Annotated in this window: 13 protein-coding genes; 8 read left to right on the forward strand and 5 right to left on the reverse strand. The window is 75.1% G+C overall.

The genetic code is table 11. From position 1 onward, the window contains the following. Positions 1-59 precede the first annotated feature (59 nt). Both O2V63_RS19970 and O2V63_RS19975 read right to left on the reverse strand, forming a co-directional pair. A complete protein-coding gene (locus O2V63_RS19970) occupies positions 60-2,867 on the reverse strand; it encodes a diguanylate cyclase domain-containing protein (protein WP_269169226.1) in 2,808 nt (935 codons plus the stop codon). 101 nt (positions 2,868-2,968) lie between these two features. Further along, positions 2,969-4,738 carry a GGDEF domain-containing protein gene (locus O2V63_RS19975; protein WP_269169227.1) on the reverse strand — a complete coding sequence of 590 codons (1,770 nt, stop codon included), beginning with the start codon at positions 4,736-4,738 and terminating at the stop codon, positions 2,969-2,971. Between the two features lie 125 nt (positions 4,739-4,863). On the opposite strand from O2V63_RS19975, the gene pheA reads away from it, so the two are divergent. The 5 genes from pheA (at position 4,864) to O2V63_RS20000 (ending at position 9,288) form a co-directional block, all read left to right on the forward strand. Beyond that, complete coding sequence (gene pheA, locus O2V63_RS19980; RefSeq protein ID WP_269169228.1) at positions 4,864-5,817, forward strand: prephenate dehydratase; 954 nt, start codon at positions 4,864-4,866, stop codon at positions 5,815-5,817. A 142-nt stretch (positions 5,818-5,959) separates the two neighbouring features. Next, positions 5,960-6,988, forward strand: a complete 1,029-nt coding sequence (locus O2V63_RS19985; protein ID WP_269169229.1) for an NAD(P)-dependent alcohol dehydrogenase — start codon at positions 5,960-5,962, stop codon at positions 6,986-6,988. Next, positions 6,985-7,812 carry an SDR family NAD(P)-dependent oxidoreductase gene (locus O2V63_RS19990; RefSeq protein ID WP_269169230.1) on the forward strand — a complete coding sequence of 276 codons (828 nt, stop codon included), beginning with the start codon at positions 6,985-6,987 and terminating at the stop codon, positions 7,810-7,812. The genes O2V63_RS19985 and O2V63_RS19990 overlap by 4 nt, the downstream gene beginning before the upstream one ends. 10 nt (positions 7,813-7,822) lie before the next feature. Then, a complete protein-coding gene (locus O2V63_RS19995; protein WP_269169231.1) occupies positions 7,823-8,299 on the forward strand; it encodes a MerR family transcriptional regulator in 477 nt (158 codons plus the stop codon). 338 nt (positions 8,300-8,637) lie between these two features. Continuing rightward, entirely contained in the window at positions 8,638-9,288 is a 651-nt protein-coding gene (locus tag O2V63_RS20000) for a class I SAM-dependent methyltransferase (protein ID WP_269169353.1), read from the forward strand. A 41-nt stretch (positions 9,289-9,329) separates the two neighbouring features. Here the strand turns inward: O2V63_RS20000 and O2V63_RS20005 are convergent, their stop codons facing one another. Genes O2V63_RS20005 through O2V63_RS20015 form a run of 3 tightly spaced genes read right to left on the reverse strand, consistent with a single transcriptional unit; the run spans position 9,330 to position 11,480 of the window. Then, entirely contained in the window at positions 9,330-9,665 is a 336-nt protein-coding gene (locus O2V63_RS20005) for a GroES family chaperonin (protein ID WP_036339379.1), read from the reverse strand. 23 nt (positions 9,666-9,688) lie between these two features. Further along, a complete protein-coding gene (locus O2V63_RS20010) occupies positions 9,689-10,036 on the reverse strand; it encodes a metallopeptidase family protein (protein ID WP_269169232.1) in 348 nt (115 codons plus the stop codon). Positions 10,037-10,046: 10 nt separating this feature from the next. Next, complete coding sequence (locus O2V63_RS20015) at positions 10,047-11,480, reverse strand: GuaB1 family IMP dehydrogenase-related protein (protein ID WP_269169233.1); 1,434 nt, start codon at positions 11,478-11,480, stop codon at positions 10,047-10,049. Positions 11,481-11,538: 58 nt separating this feature from the next. Here O2V63_RS20015 and serS point away from each other — a divergent pair, with 58 nt between their 5' ends. Genes serS through O2V63_RS20030 form a run of 3 tightly spaced genes read left to right on the forward strand, consistent with a single transcriptional unit; the run spans position 11,539 to position 14,595 of the window. Then, positions 11,539-12,843, forward strand: a complete 1,305-nt coding sequence (gene serS, locus O2V63_RS20020; RefSeq protein WP_269169234.1) for a serine--tRNA ligase — start codon at positions 11,539-11,541, stop codon at positions 12,841-12,843. Continuing rightward, the gene (locus O2V63_RS20025) at positions 12,840-13,793 is read left to right on the forward strand and encodes an HAD family hydrolase (protein WP_269169235.1); all 954 of its coding nucleotides are present in this window, start codon (positions 12,840-12,842) and stop codon (positions 13,791-13,793) included. Before serS ends, O2V63_RS20025 begins: the two co-directional genes overlap by 4 nt. After that, positions 13,786-14,595, forward strand: coding sequence for an HAD family hydrolase (locus O2V63_RS20030; RefSeq protein WP_269169236.1), 810 nt, complete (start codon positions 13,786-13,788; stop codon positions 14,593-14,595). Before O2V63_RS20025 ends, O2V63_RS20030 begins: the two co-directional genes overlap by 8 nt. The last annotated feature ends 13 nt before the right edge of the window (positions 14,596-14,608 follow it).

Below are 14,608 nucleotides of genomic sequence, written 5' to 3' on the forward strand. Positions count from 1 at the left end.
GGACGATCATCGGCAGGCGGCCGCCCGACACGCCGGGCCGGACCGCCGTCCGCCGATGATCAACTCGGCAGGGACGCGGCCCGGCGGGCGATGCGGGCGGCGAAGACGCCGGCGGACCAGCCGTTGTCGATGTTGCTGACCACGACCCCGGGCGCGGCGGAGTTGAGCATGGTGAGCAGCGCGCTGAACCCGCCGAAGGAGCTGGCGCCCTGGCCGGCCGACGTCGGGACGGCGACCACCGGCACCTCGGTCAGCCCGCTGACCACGCTGGCCAGCGCGGCGTCCAGACCGGCCACGACGACGAGGCAGTCGACGTCGGTGAGCAGCGAGCGGTCGGTCAGCAGCGGGCGGATCCGGTTGCCGCCGACGTCGTCGACCCGGATCACCTCGGTGCCGGTGACCCGGGCGACGAAGGCCGCCTCGGCGGCGATCGGGGTGTCGCCGCTGCTGGCGCAGAGCACGCCCACCCGGCCGACCGGCTCCGGCACCGGGCCGACGGCGGCGGACATCGCCGCGGCGTCCATCGTCGTGTACGCGTCGTGCTCGGTGGCCAGCGCGACCAGGGTGTCGGCGCTGGCCCGCACCACCACCGCCGGGTGCTGGGGGTGCTCGCGGCGGGCCTCGCGCACCAGGGCGAGCACCTGCTCGGTGCTCCGTCCGGTGCCCCAGATGACGTCCGGACCCGGCGCGAGGGCCGGCACGTCGATCATCGGAGTGGGGGACGGCGACGGGCTCACCACCGGAGCCGCGGGCTCGGCGGACTCCAGCCGTCGCCCGGCCGACGGACCACCGAAGAGCTCGTCCAGCGGGCTGGCCGGCGGCTCGACGTCGGCCGCCTCGACGGCGGGCTCCTGGACGGCGAGCTCCTCCGCGGCCGGCTCGACCAGCAGGGGGGCGAAGCCACCGGTGGCGTCCTCGGGCTGCTCGTCCTGCTCCTCGGGCAGCGGGGAGGCGGTCACGTCGCGGACGGGAGGCGACGCCGGGACGTGACCGGTGGCCTCGACCGGGCCCGCGTCGTCCGCTGCCGGGGACGGGTCGATCGCCGGTGGGGCCTCGGCGACCTGACCGTCGATGGTCGTCGGGGCGGCGTCGGGGGCCCGGGTCTGGGTGACCCCGGACAACCGGACGACCCGGTCCCGCCCGGCCCGCTTGGCGTCGTAGAGCACCCCGTCGGCGGCGGCGAACAGCGTGCGCCGGTCGTCACCGCGGGCCGCCTGGGCGATGCCGACGCTGATCCGCACCGGCACCTCCACGCCGAGGGCCGACCAGTCGTGCGCGGCGATCGACCGGCGGATGCGCTCCATGGCCCGCTCGGCCTGCTCGGACGTCGTGTCCGGCAGCAGGATGACGAACTCGTCGCCGGCCCAGCGGCACACCTCGTCGGTGTCCCGGCAGCCGTCGACCAGCAGCTGGCCGACCGCACGCAGCACTGCGTCGCCGGTCGGGTGCCCGGCGGCGTCGTTGATCGCCTTGAACCGGTCGACGTCGACCACGGCCAGGGCAGGCACGCCACCCGCCGAGAGCAGCCCGTCGAGCCGGGCCTCGGCGTAACGGCGGTTGGGCAGGTGGGTGAGCGGGTCCTCGTAGGCCTGGCGGCGCAGCTGGCCGGCGGCCCGTTCGGTCTCCAGCAGGCTCTTGCGCCGGCCGAACAGCTCGACCCAGCGGGTGCGCCGCTCGTCGACCCGGTCCAGCTCGTCGGCGAGGTAGGCCTGCAGGTAGGGCAGCGCCCGGGCGGCGTCGTCCAGCTCGGCGTGCAGCGTGCACAGCTCGCGCAGCGCGGCCCGGCGCAACCGCGGCAGCCCGTGCTCGGTCGCGGCGGCCAGGGCGGTGGCCAGGTGGTCGTCGGCGGCCCGCGGGTCGCCCGAGCGGCGCAGCGCGCGGCCCAGGCCCAGCTCGGCGGAGGCCAGGAGGGCGCGGTCCGCCACGCTCGCCGCCGCGCCGACGACGCTGGTCAGCAGGGACCGCGCGGCGGCGTGCTCGCCCAGGCCGACCAACGCCCAGCCGTGCACGACCTGCGCGTCCAGCAGCCCGGGGACGCCGGGGGGCAGCTGCCCCAGCGCCCGGACGGCGAGGTCGCGGGCCTCGGCGAAGTGCGGTGCCGCGGCGTCGGCGCCGCCGTCGTCGAGCAGGCCCTCGCCGACCTCGGCGCACAGCGCGGCCAGCCGGGTCGCGGCCTCCCCGGCGAGCGCGTCGACGGAGCCTGCCTCGTCGTCGGTGCCGGCCGCGTCGATCGCCTCGGCGGTGACGTCGGCGGCCCGGCGCTGGTAGTCCAGGGCCAGCGGCATCAGCTCCAGGTCGGCCAGCACGGCCGCCAGGGAGCTCAGCGTGTGCACCAGCAACGGGCTCGGCGGCAGGGCCGGGTCCAGCAGGCTGGCTGCCTCGACCGCCTCGTCCATCGCTGCGTCGACCCGGCGGGACAGCAGTTCGATCCGGGCGTGCCGGGCCAGGCCGGCGGCGCGTTGCAGGTCGTCGTCCTGGGCGTCGAAGGCCGCGCGTGCCGAGCGGACCAGGGAGATGGCCAGGGCCGCGTGCGTGGCCGACTCCGACCGGCTGTCGCGGTCCACGGCCTCGCCCGGGGCGCCGACCGGGCCGTGCAGGTCCAGCGGGCCCTCCTGCTCGGGGCCCCCCTCGACCAGGGGGTCGCCCAGCAGCGAGTAGCCGGCCCGCCGCAGGCGTCGGACCAGGAGCTCGGCCCGGAGCGTGTCGGCCCAGGCGCGGGCCAGCGAGGTGAGCGGCGGCGCCGAGCGGTCGTCGGCCGGGGCGGGGGGCAGTTCGCCGTCGATCTCGCGCAGCAGCGTCTCGGCCGTGTCGAGCTGCCAGTTCGCCAGGGCTGAGCTCACCTGCTGGTGCAGGAGACCGGGTGGCACCAGGGCACTGTGCCCCGGAGTCGGCGGCGTGTCACGCACCGGCGCGTCGGCCGGCCCCTCCTGCCCCATCGGCCCCTCTGGACCACGGACGCGCCGCAGCCTCACGAGGCGACCTCGGTGCCGTCGTCGAAGGCCCAGCCCGGTCGCCGGGGGGTCGTGCCGAGGACCTCGGCCACCAGGTCGTCGACCGAGGCGTCGGCCGGCAGCCCGCCGGGCCGCGCGGCGGGCGCGGGCGCGTGTTGCACTCCGCCGGAGGCCCGCACCCGGTTGCGGCCGCCGCGCTTGGCGCCGAACAGGTTCAGGTCGGCCCGGTCGAACAGCTCCCGCCAGGACCTCGGCCCCGGCGCGCCGGCCGGCCCCGTGGTGGCGACGCCGATGCTGACGGTCACCGGGGCGGGCATCTGCAGGTGGGCCCACTCGGCGCAGGCGACGGCGCTGCGCAGCCGTTCCGTCGCGACCACGGCCTGTGCCTCGGTGGTGTTGGGCAGCACGACCACGAACTCGTCGCCGGCCCAGCGGAAGACCTCGTCGCCGGTGCGGCTGTGCTGGCGGAGCAGCTCGGCGACCCGGCGCAGCACCGCGTCGCCGTGCAGGTGCGAGTTCTGGTCGTTGACGGACTTGAAGCCGTCGACGTCCACGACGGCCAGCGACACCGGCTCGCCGTCCAACCGCAGGTCGGTCAGCCGCCGCTCGGCGCTGCGCCGGTTGCCCAGGCCGGTCAGGGTGTCCTCGAGGGCGTGCCGGCGCAGGACGGCGTTCTGCCGCTCGGCCTCGCGCAACCGGCTGCGGCGCACGAACATCTCCGCCCACAGCTCGCGCCCGCGCCGGTGCGCCCGGGTCGTCTCTGCCCGGTAGGCCTCCAGCCAGTGCAGCGCCTCGGCGGTGGAGCCCATCGCCGCGGTGGTCTGCCCCAGCTCCAGCAGGCACTGGCGGTACCGCCGGCGGTCGTTCACCGCGGCGAAGGCACCGGAGGCGGTGACCAACAGGTCGATGGCCTCCTCGCCGTGCGCGCCGGGCTCCAGGGCGCACAGTCGGGTCAGCAGCCGGCCCAGCACCAGGTCGGTGTACCCGACCAGCCACAGCCCGCCCTCTCCGGCCGACAGGTGCCGGCGCACCCGGCGCAGCGGCGGGAGGGCGTCGTCGAGCTGACCGGCCAGGGTCAGGGCCCAGGACTGGACGACGTCGAGCAGGTCGGCGTCGGCGTCGCTCGGGTCCCAGGGCAGCGCGCGGGCGGTGGTCGCGCACTCCAGCGCGGCCTGGGCCAACTGCTGCGAGCGGTCGAGCTGGCCGCGCCGGTGCACCGTCTGCGCCAGCTCGGCGTGCTGCTGGGCGCACAGCCGGAGCAGCTGCCACTGGTCGCCGAGGTCGGGGAGGGCCGCGGCGACCCGGGCGCCCCGCAGCGACTGGGCCACGGCCAGCTCCTCGAGGTCCAGCCGGGTCAGCGCCAGGGACAACCAGTGGTGGGCCTGGTGCAGGGGCCGGCTGGGCTGTTCCCCGGCCAGCTGGTCGGCGAGCAGGCTGGCGTCCACGGCCAGGTGCATCGCCGCGTCGAACCGGTCGGCGGCCACCTCCAGGTGTGCCAGGTAGGCCAGTGTCAGGGCGTGGTCGGCGGACGGGAGGCACTCCGCGAGCGCGGCCCGGGCGGCGCCGACGGCGTCCGCCGCACCGTCCAGGTCGGCGTCGAAGAGGGCTGCGCGGGCGGTGAAGGCGGCCGACCACGCGTCCCAGCAGGGCTCGCCGGTGGCGGCCAGGTCGTCCGCGGCCAGGGCGAACTCGTCGGCGAACACCCGGGCGTCCTCGGCGGCGCTGGCGGTCAGCAGCCGCCAGCGGGCGGTCTGCAGCCGCTCGTCGGCGGGGAGCCCAGGGTTCACGCGTCCCTCCACTCAGCTGTCGGGGCACGCATCGTGCGCGTGCCCGGCCGGTGACGAGGCAGCTCCCCCCGCACCGGGGACCCGACGGGAGTCGGTGTCCGATACGGCCGCACTACCCTCGCCGGATGCCGACTGCACCACGCAGCACAGCCCCGACGGAGTTCGCCTATCTGGGCCCCGAGGGTACCTTCGCCGAGGCCGCGCTCGGCACCGTCACCGGGTCGCTGGGGACGGCCGGCACCCGGCCGGAACCCAGCGTGGCGGCCGCGCTGACCGCGGTGCGGAACGGGGAGTGCGCCGCCGCCCTGGTGCCGCTGGAGAACTCCGTCGAGGGCTCGGTGCCGGCCACGATGGACGGGCTGGTCACCGGCGACCCGCTGGTGATCACCCGCGAGGTCTTCCTCGAGGTGGCCTTCGTGCTCGCCGTCCGGCCGGGGAGCGACGCCGCCGACGTGCGCACCGTCGCCAGCCACCCGCACGCGCTGGCCCAGTGCCGCGGCCGGATCGCCGAGTCCCTGCCCGGGGCCGACGTCGTCCCGGCCGCCTCCACGGCCGACGCCGCCCGCCGGGTCGCCGAGGGGGAGTTCGACGCCGCGGTCTGCGCGGCGATCGCCGCCGACCGCTACGGCCTCGATGCCCTCGTCACCGACCTGGCCGACCACCCCGGCGCCGTGACCCGCTTCGTGCTGGTGGAGCCGCCCGGCGGTCTGCCGGCCCCGACCGGGGCGGACAAGACGACGATCACCGCCGTGGTGCACGACCGCACGGGTGCGCTGCTGGACCTGCTGGCCGAGTTCGCGGTGCGCGGCATCAGCCTCGCCCGCATCGAGTCCCGGCCCACCCGCGAGCGGCTCGGTGTGTACTCGTTCTCCATCGACGTCGAGGGGCACGTGTCCGACCGGCGGGTGGGCGACGCGCTGGCCGCGCTGCACCGGCGCTGTGCGGAAGTGCGCTTCCTCGGCTCCTACGCCCGGGCCGACGAGCAGCCGGGCAAGCCGGTGGAGGGACGGGTGGGCGACCAGGCCTTCGCCGCAGCGGAGGAGTGGGTGGCCCGGGTGCGCGCCGGGACGGCGGTCTGACCGTCGTACTGCAGCACTGCCCATGATCACACAGTGTGCTCCTCCCGGAACGGGACGCACACCCGGAGTGGGACCGTTCCGTCACGCCGGTTGTGCAGCGGACCTTGCGCTGGAGTGCACTCCAGCTCCTAGCGTCCGCGGCATGAGAGCAGTCACCGGGTTCGCCGCCTCCGGTCCGCGCGAGCCGCTGCGGCCGATCGAGTTCACCCGCCGCGACCTGCGGCCCGACGACGTCGCCGTCCGGGTCACCCACGTCGGCGTCTGCCACAGCGACCTGCACGCGGTCGAGGCGCTGTCGGCCGGCGACCCGCCGCTGGTGCCCGGCCACGAGTTCACCGGTGAGGTGACCGCGGTCGGGCCCCAGGTCACCCGCTTCCGGGTCGGCGATGCGGTCGCCGTGGGCAACATCGTCGACTCCTGTGGGGAGTGCGACAACTGCCTGGCCCACCGGGAGCCCTACTGCCGGCAGTTCCCCGCCACCACCTACGGCGGCCGGGACCTGCGCGACGGCACCCCCACCCAGGGCGCGTACTCCACCGGGTACGTCGTCCGCGACGCCTTCGTCTACGCGCTCCCCGCCGGGCTAGACCCGGCCGCGGTCGCGCCGCTGATGTGCGCCGGGGTCACCACCTGGTCGCCGCTCAGCCGCGCCGGCGTCGGGCCGGGCACGCAGGTCGGCGTCGTCGGCCTCGGCGGGCTGGGCCACCTGGCGGTCAAGTTCGCCGTCGCGCTCGGCGCCCGGGTCACCGTGTTCACCACCTCGGCGGCCAAGGCGGACGACGCCCGGGCCCTCGGCGCGCACGACGTCGTCGTCTCCACCGACCCGGCGGCGATGGCCGCGGTCGCCGGCCGGCTGGACTTCGTGCTGGACACCGCCTCCGGTGCGCACGACCTCGCGCCCTACCTGGGTGCGCTCCGGCTGGACGGGACGCTGTGCGTGCTCGGCCTCCCGGAGCAGTACGCGGTGTCGCCGATGAGCCTGCTCGGCCGCTCGCTCACGGTCTCGGGCTCCGCCGGCACCCGGGAGACCCAGGAGATGCTCGACTTCTGCGGCGAGCACGGCCTGGCCGCCGACGTCGAGGTGCTGCCGTTCGACCAGGTCAACACGGCCTTCGAGCGGCTGCGGCGCAACGATGTCCGGTACCGGTTCGTGCTGGCGGTGGCCTCGTGACCCGGGTCGACTGGGCCGGGCAGACCACGCTGGTCACCGGCGCCAGCGCGGGGATCGGCGCCGAGTTCGCCCGGCAGCTCGCCGCCCGCGGCTCGGACCTGGTGCTCGTCGCCCGGCGCGCCGACCGGCTGACGGCCCTGGCCACCGAGCTGACCGCGGCCTCCGGCGTCCGGGTCGACGTCGTCCCGCTCGACCTCGGCCGGCCCGCAGCCGGCCGGGCGCTGGCTGCGGAGGTCGACCGGCGGGGCATCGCGGTCACCAGCGTGGTGAACTGCGCCGGCTTCGGCACGCACGGGCCCGTCCACTCCGAGGACGCCGACCGGCTGGCCGAGATGATCGCCGTCGACGTCACCGCCCTGGTCGACGTGAGCCGGGCGTTCGTCGACGGGCTGCGGGCCGGTATTGGCGTGCTGGTGAACGTCGCGAGCATGGCCGCCTACCTGCCCGCGCCCGACATGGCCGTCTACGCCGCGGCCAAGGCGTTCGTGCTGAGCTTCACCGAGGCGCTGTGGGCCGAGTCGCGGGACAGCGGGCTGCGGGTGCTCGCCCTCTCGCCGGGCGCCACCGACACCGAGTTCTTCGACGTCGTGGGCAACGACGCCGCGGACGGCGGCCGGCCCCGGCAGTCACCGCAGGAGGTGGTGGCCACCGCGTTCCGGGCGCTCGACCGGCGCAACCCGCCGCCCAGCGTGGCGGTCGGCCGGGCGAACCGGGCCTCGGTCCGGGCCGTGCGGCTGCTCACCCGGCGGCGCGCGGTGCTGCTGATGGCCGCGATCACCGGCCGGGCAGCCGAGGACGGGGTGCCGCGCCGTGCCGCGGCCTAGCCTGGCGGTCATGACCGCGGTCACCCGGGAGACGTCCCTCGGCATCCGGCAGGTCTCCGAGGAGACCGGCCTGAGCATCGACACGCTGCGCTGGTACGAGCGCGAGGGGCTGCTGCCGCTGGTGGAACGCAGCACCGACGGCCGGCGGCGCTATCCGCCGGGGGCGCTGCGGTTCATCCGGCTGGTGCAGGCGCTGCGCCGGACCGGGATGCCGGTGGCCGACGTGCGGGCGTTCATCGAGGCCGGTGGGGGCGAGCTGGCCAACCACGCGGGCCGGCTGGCGCTGCTGGAGCGGCAGTGTGCGGCGATCGAGCAGCGACTGGCCGAGCTGCGGGACGACCTGGCCGTCGTGCAGGCCAAGATCGGCTCGTACCACCATCTGATCGCCCACGGCCTGAACTGCGAGGACGACGTCCCTGAGGACGTGCTGGACCAGTTGCGCGACGACGGCCTGCTGGCCGGCCTGCTGCCCCCGGCCCCCGCCTGACGCCCCAACCTCGCCCAGTCCTGCACGTCCACCACCAGTGGGTCCTCGAACCACCGCCCGACGGGCGACCGTCTGCTGGCGCAGCTCCCGGTTGGCGATCGACATCTGGCGACGGCCTGTCGGCCGCATGGCGCACTCGACCCCTCACTTGCCGCGATCTCCTGACAGCAGCAGGAGTGCGGTCGCCATGTCGGTGCTTCGATGGCCCTGTGTCCACACGCGCGCGTCCCGCTGGTGACTTCGACTACGAACGTCACGGCGGGGGCTACGCGTCTGTGCGTCAGCCGGACCCGCGGATCGCGGCTCGGGTCCACGCAGCTCTGGGCGCCAGCCAAACTGTGCTCAACGTCGGCGCTGGGGCTGGGTCCTACGAGCCCACCGACCGGTACGTGCTGGCTGTTGAGCCGTCGGCGGCGATGCGTGCCCAACGGCCAGTCGGAGCGGCACCAGCTGTTGATGCGGCCGCCGAGCACCTGCCGCTCGACGACGACAGCTTCGACTCCGCCATGGCCGTGGTAAGCGTGCACCAGTGGGGCGACGTCGATCAGGGTCTGCGCGAGATGCGACGGGTCAGCCGCGGGCCAGTGGTCGTGCTGACCTTCGACGCCCCGGCGCTGCAGCAGTTCTGGCTGACCGACTATATTCCCGAGGTCGTCGCCGTCGAGCAGGCGCGGTTTCCGACGCTCGACCAGGTGACGAGCGCCCTCGCCCAGGGCAGCGTCGAGGTCCGCGTCGACGTGGTGCCGGTGCCCCGAGACTGCACCGACGGGTTCGGTGAGGCGTTCTACGCCCGCCCGGAGGCCTTTCTGCGCCCGGAGGTCCGGGCCGCCACGTCCGGTCTGGTGCTGACCGACCCAGAAGCGGTGCAGCGCGGCTTCGCCCGTCTCGAGAAGGACCTGAGCAACGGGGCGTGGGACACGAAGTACGGAGACTTGCGCGAGCTGGCCGAGCGCAACGGCGCCCTGCGCCTCATCACTGCCAGTACCTGAGCGCCTCCCCTGGCTGGCGTGACGGCCAGGGCGCCCTGCCGCTACAGGTAGAGGCCGGTCGACTCCTCGATCCGCTCGGCAGCGACGGCGTGCACGTCGCGCTCGCGCAGGATGACCAGGTCCTCGCCGTGCACCTCGACCTCGTGCTGGTCCTCGGGGGAGAACAGCACCCGGTCGCCGACCTTGATCTGCCGCACGTTCGGGCCGATGCCCTTCGCCTCGCCCCAGACCAGCCGCTTGGCGACCTGGGCCGTGGCCGGGATGAGGATGCCGCCGCTGGACCGGCGGTCGCCGTCCTCCTTGCGGAGGGAGACGAGCAGCCGGTCGTGCAGCATCTTGATCGGCAACCCGCCGGCGTTCGCGTCGTCCTCAGGCACGTCATCGAACGCTACCCGGAGGCTCAGCCCCAGCCGAGGGCGTGCAGCTTCTCCTCGTCGATGCCGAAGTGGTGGGCGATCTCGTGGACGACGGTGATCGTGACCTCGTCGGCCACCTGTTCCTCGTCCTCGCAGATGTCGCAGATCGCCGCGCGGTAGATCATGATCCGGTCCGGCAGGGCGCCCGAGTGGTCCCAGCCGCGCTCGGTCAGCGCGTACCCCTCGTAGACGCCCAGCAGGCTCGGCTCCTCGGGGTTCCGGTCCTCGACCAGCACGACGACGTTGTCCAGCAGCGCCATCAGCTCCTCGGGCACCTCGTCCAGGGCGTCGGCGACGAGCTCTTCGAAGCGGGGGAGCGGGATCGCGTCCATCAGCGTCGGGTCACCAGCTGGTCGGCAGCGGGCGGCCCTCCTCGTAGCCCGCTGCGCTCTGCACGCCCAGCACCGCACCCTCGTGCAGCTCGTCGACCGTGCGCGCCCCGGCGTAGGTGCACGACGAGCGGACGCCGGCCACGACCTGGTCGATGAGGTCCTCGACGCCGGGCCGGGCCGGGTCCAGGTACATCCGCGAGGAGCTGATCCCCTCCTCGAACAGCCCGGCGCGGGCTCGGTCGAAGCCGCTCTGCGTCGACGTCCGGGCCTTCACCGCGCGGGCCGAGGCCATCCCGAAGCTCTCCTTGTACTGGCGGCCGGTGCCGTCCTCGTACAGGTCCCCGGCGCTCTCGTAGGTGCCGGCGAACCAGGAGCCGACCATCACGTTCGCCGCACCCGCGGCCAGCGCGAGGGCCACGTCGCGCGGGTGCCGCACGCCGCCGTCGGCCCAGACGTGCCTGCCGAGCTCGCGGGCGGCCGCGGCGCACTCCTCGACCGCGGAGAACTGCGGGCGGCCGACGCCGGTCATCATCCGGGTGGTGCACATGGCGCCGGGGCCGACGCCGACCTTGACGACGTCCGCGCCGGCCTCGATCAGGTCTCGGGTGCCCTGCGCGGTCACCACGTTGCCGGCGACGACCGGCGTCGAGCCGGCCACCGAGCGGACCGCGGCCACCGCCTCGATGGCCCTCTCCTGGTGCCCGTGGGCGGTGTCGACGACGAGCACGTCGACACCGGCGGCGAGCAGGGCGCTCGCCTTCCCGGCGACGTCGCCGTTGATGCCGACCGCCGCGGAGGTGAGCAGGTGCCCCTCGGGCCCGGTGGCCGGGGTGTAGATCGCCGAGCGCAGTGCGCCCTTGCGGGTGATGACGCCGACCAGCCGGTCGCCCTCGACCACCGGGGCCGCGCTCACCCGCTCGCCGGACAGGACGTCGAAGACCTTGGGCAGGTCGGTGCCGGCCGGGATGGTCAGCGGGTCGCGGGTCATCACCTCGGCCAGCTGGGTGAACCGGTCGACGCCCTGGCACTGGCCGTCGGTGACGATCCCGACCGGGGCACCGGCCTCCACCACCACGACGATGCCGTGCGCCCGCTTGGTCAGCAGCGACAGCGCCTCGCCCACGGTGGAGGTGGGGGAGAGCGTGATCGGGGTGTCGTAGACCGGGTGCCGGTGCTTCACCCAGGACACGACCTCCCCGACGACGTCGACCGGGATGTCCTGCGGCAGGACGGCGAGGCCACCGCGCCGGGCCACGGTCTCGGCCATCCGCCGTCCGGAGATCGCGGTCATGTTGGCGACGACGATCGGGATCGTCGTCCCCACCCGGTCCGGGGTGGTCAGGTCGACCTCCAGCCGGGAACCGACCGTCGAGTGCGCCGGCACCATGAAGACGTCGGCGTAGGTCAAGTCGTGGGCCGGGCGGGTGTCACCGAGGAACCGCATGGCCCCAGTGTCCCTCGGGTGGTCCGTCGCCGCGGGCCCCGGCACCTACGATCAGGGCGTGATCGACCTGCGCCTCGTCCGCGAGAACCCCGACCTCGTCCGCGCCAGTCAGCGTGCCCGGGGTGCCGACGAGTCGCTGGTCGACGCCCTGCTGGCCGCCGACGCCGGACGCCGGGCCGCCGTGAAGGCCGCCGACGACCTGCGCGGGGAGCAGAAGGCGGCGTCCCAGGCGGTCAAGAAGGCCAGCCCGGAGGAGCGTCCCGCCGTCCTGGAGAAGGCGAAGGCGCTGGCCGCCCAGGTGAAGGAGGCCGAGGAGGCCGAGCGCACCGCCGACGCGGGGCTGCACGCGCTGCACCTGCGGATCCCCAACGTCGTCCACCCCGACGTGCCGCCGGGCGGCGAGGACGACGCGGTGGAGATCCGGACCGTGGGGGAGGTGCCCACCTACGACTTCCAGGTGCGTGACCACCTGCAGATCGGTGAGGCCCTCGGCGCCATCGACATGGAGCGCGGCGCGAAGGTCTCCGGCGCCCGCTTCTACTTCCTGACCGGCCCGGGCGCGCTGCTGGAGTTCGCGCTGGCCCAGCTGGCGATCACCCGCGCCGTCGCCGCCGGCTTCATCCCCGTCATCGCCCCGGCCCTGGTCAAGCCCGAGGCGATGGAGGGCACCGGCTTCACCGGCGAGCACGACGAGGAGATCTACCGGGTCGAGCGCGACGACCTCTACCTGGTCGGCACCTCGGAGGTGGCGCTCGCCGGGATGCACGCCAAGGAGGTTCTCGACCTCTCCGCCGGGCCCCGCCGCTACGCCGGCTGGTCGTCCTGCTTCCGCCGCGAGGCCGGCTCCTACGGCAAGGACACCCGCGGCATCATCCGGGTGCACTGGTTCGACAAGGTCGAGATGTTCAGCTTCTGCGCGCCGGAGGAGGCCGAGGCCGAGCACCGCCGCCTGCTGCAGTGGGAGGAGGAGTTCCTCCAACTCCTCGAGCTGCCCTACCGGGTGGTCGACATCGCCGCCGGTGACCTGGGCACCAGCGCCGCCCGCAAGTTCGACATCGAGGCGTGGTTCCCCAGCCAGGGCGCCTACCGCGAGCTGACCAGCACCTCGGACTGCACCACCTTCCAGTCCCGCCGGCTGCAGATCCGGCACCGGGACGCCGACGGGAAGCCGCAGCCGGCCGCCACCCTCAACGGCACCCTGTGCGCGATCGCCCGCACCATCGCCTGCCTGCTCGAGGTGCACCAGCAGGCCGACGGCTCGGTGCACGTGCCCGCCGCACTGCGCCCCTGGCTGGGCGGGCACGCCGTCCTCACCCCCGGCATGTCGCTGGCCGCGGTCGCCGCACCGGGCCTCCCCGCATGACCGGGGACCAGCCCGGCGGTGGTGGCCTCACCGCGCCGGCCGCGGCCGGCCGCGCACAGGAGCTGGTCGACCTCGGCGACCTCGGGGCACGGCTGGGCAGCTGGCGGCCGCGGCTGGTGGTCAGCGACATGGACGGCACCCTGCTCGACTCGGCCGGCGAGGTCAGCGGGCGCACCGCCGCTGCGGTCGCCGCCTGCCGCGCCGCGGGCATCCCGGTCGTCGGGGCCACGGGCCGCGGCCCCCGCCTGCTGGAGAGCGTCCGCGCCGCGCTGGGCGGCCAGGGGATCGCCGTCCTGGCCCAGGGCGGCTACGTCGTCCGGTTCGGCTCCGGCGGCGCCGCCGACGAGGTGCTGCGCACCGTCGGGATGACCCGCGAGGTCGCCACCGAGGTCATCGCCGCGATCGAGGACGTCGCCGGTGAGCTGGTCGTGGCCGTGGAGGACGCCGCCGAGCAGGCCGAGGCGCTGCGCCCGCTGCGGGTGCAGCACGGCTTCGACTGGCCCTACCCGGAGCCGGCCCACCTGCTGCCCCGGCACGAGGTGCTGCCGGTCGGGGCGGTGCTCAAGGTGTTCCTCCGCTCCCCGCGGCTGGCTGAGGACCAGTTGGTCGCGCTGGCCCGCTCGGTGGTCGACCCGGCCGACGCCGAGCTGACCCACGCCGGGCTGGGCTTCATCGAGGTGCTGCCGCCAGGGGTCACCAAGGCCACCGGGCTGGCCGTCGTCCTGGCCGAGCTGGGCATCGGCTTCGGCGACGTGCTGGTGTTCGGCGACATGCCCAACGACCTGCCGATGTTCCAGGCGGTCACCGCCGCCGGGGGCCGGGCGGTCGCGATGGCCAACGCCCACCTGACCGTCCGGGCCGCCGCCGGTGACCGGACCAGCGGCCACGACGCCGACGGCGTCGCCCGCTACCTCGAGGCCCTGCTCGCCCTGGAGGGCACCGATGTCTGACTGGCGGCCGAAGCTCATCGTCAGCGACCTGGACGGCACGCTGCTGCGCAGCGACGAGACGATCAGCGACGCCACCCTGGCCGAGCTGCACCGCTGGGCCGACGAGGGCGTCCCGCTGGTGCTGGCCACCGGCCGCCCGCCCCGCTGGATGCTCGGGGTGCGGGACCGCCTGGGCGGCGGCACCGCGATCTGCTGCAACGGCGCGGTGCTGCTGGACCTGGGGGAGTTCCGGGTGCTGGAGGAGCACCCGGTCCAGCCGGAGGTGCTCCAGCAGGTCACCGGGCAGCTGCGTGAGCACCAACCGGACACCTGGTTCGCGGTGGAGTACGGCGACCAGTTCCGGCACGAGCCGATCTACCGGCCGCGCTGGGACCGGGACGCCCCCGGCGTCGCGGTGGCCACGCTGGCCGAGATGGTCGCCCAGCCGGTCGCCAAGCTGCTGGCCCGGCACGAGCGGATGGGCCGCGAGGAGTTCGTCGCCCTGGTCGCAGAGGTCGTGGGGGACACCGCCACGGTCACGTACTCCTCGTCCGACGCGATGGCCGAGATCTCCGCCGTCGGGATCACGAAGGCCACCGGTCTGGCCCGGCTCGCCGCCGAACGCGGGCTGACGGCGGCCGACGTCGTCTACTTCGGCGACATGCCCAACGACCTGGCCGCCTTCGACTGGGTGCGCGAGGGCGGCGGCCGCGCCGTGGCGATGGCGCACGCCCACCCGGACGTGCTCGCGGCGGCCACCGACGTGACCGACTCGAACGACGCCGAGGGCGTCGCGACGCTGCTGGCCTCCCTGCGCGCCTGACCGTCCACCGGGC

The sequence above is a fragment of the Modestobacter sp. VKM Ac-2977 genome, from assembly GCF_026968045.1.
Taxonomy (GTDB): domain Bacteria; phylum Actinomycetota; class Actinomycetes; order Mycobacteriales; family Geodermatophilaceae; genus Modestobacter.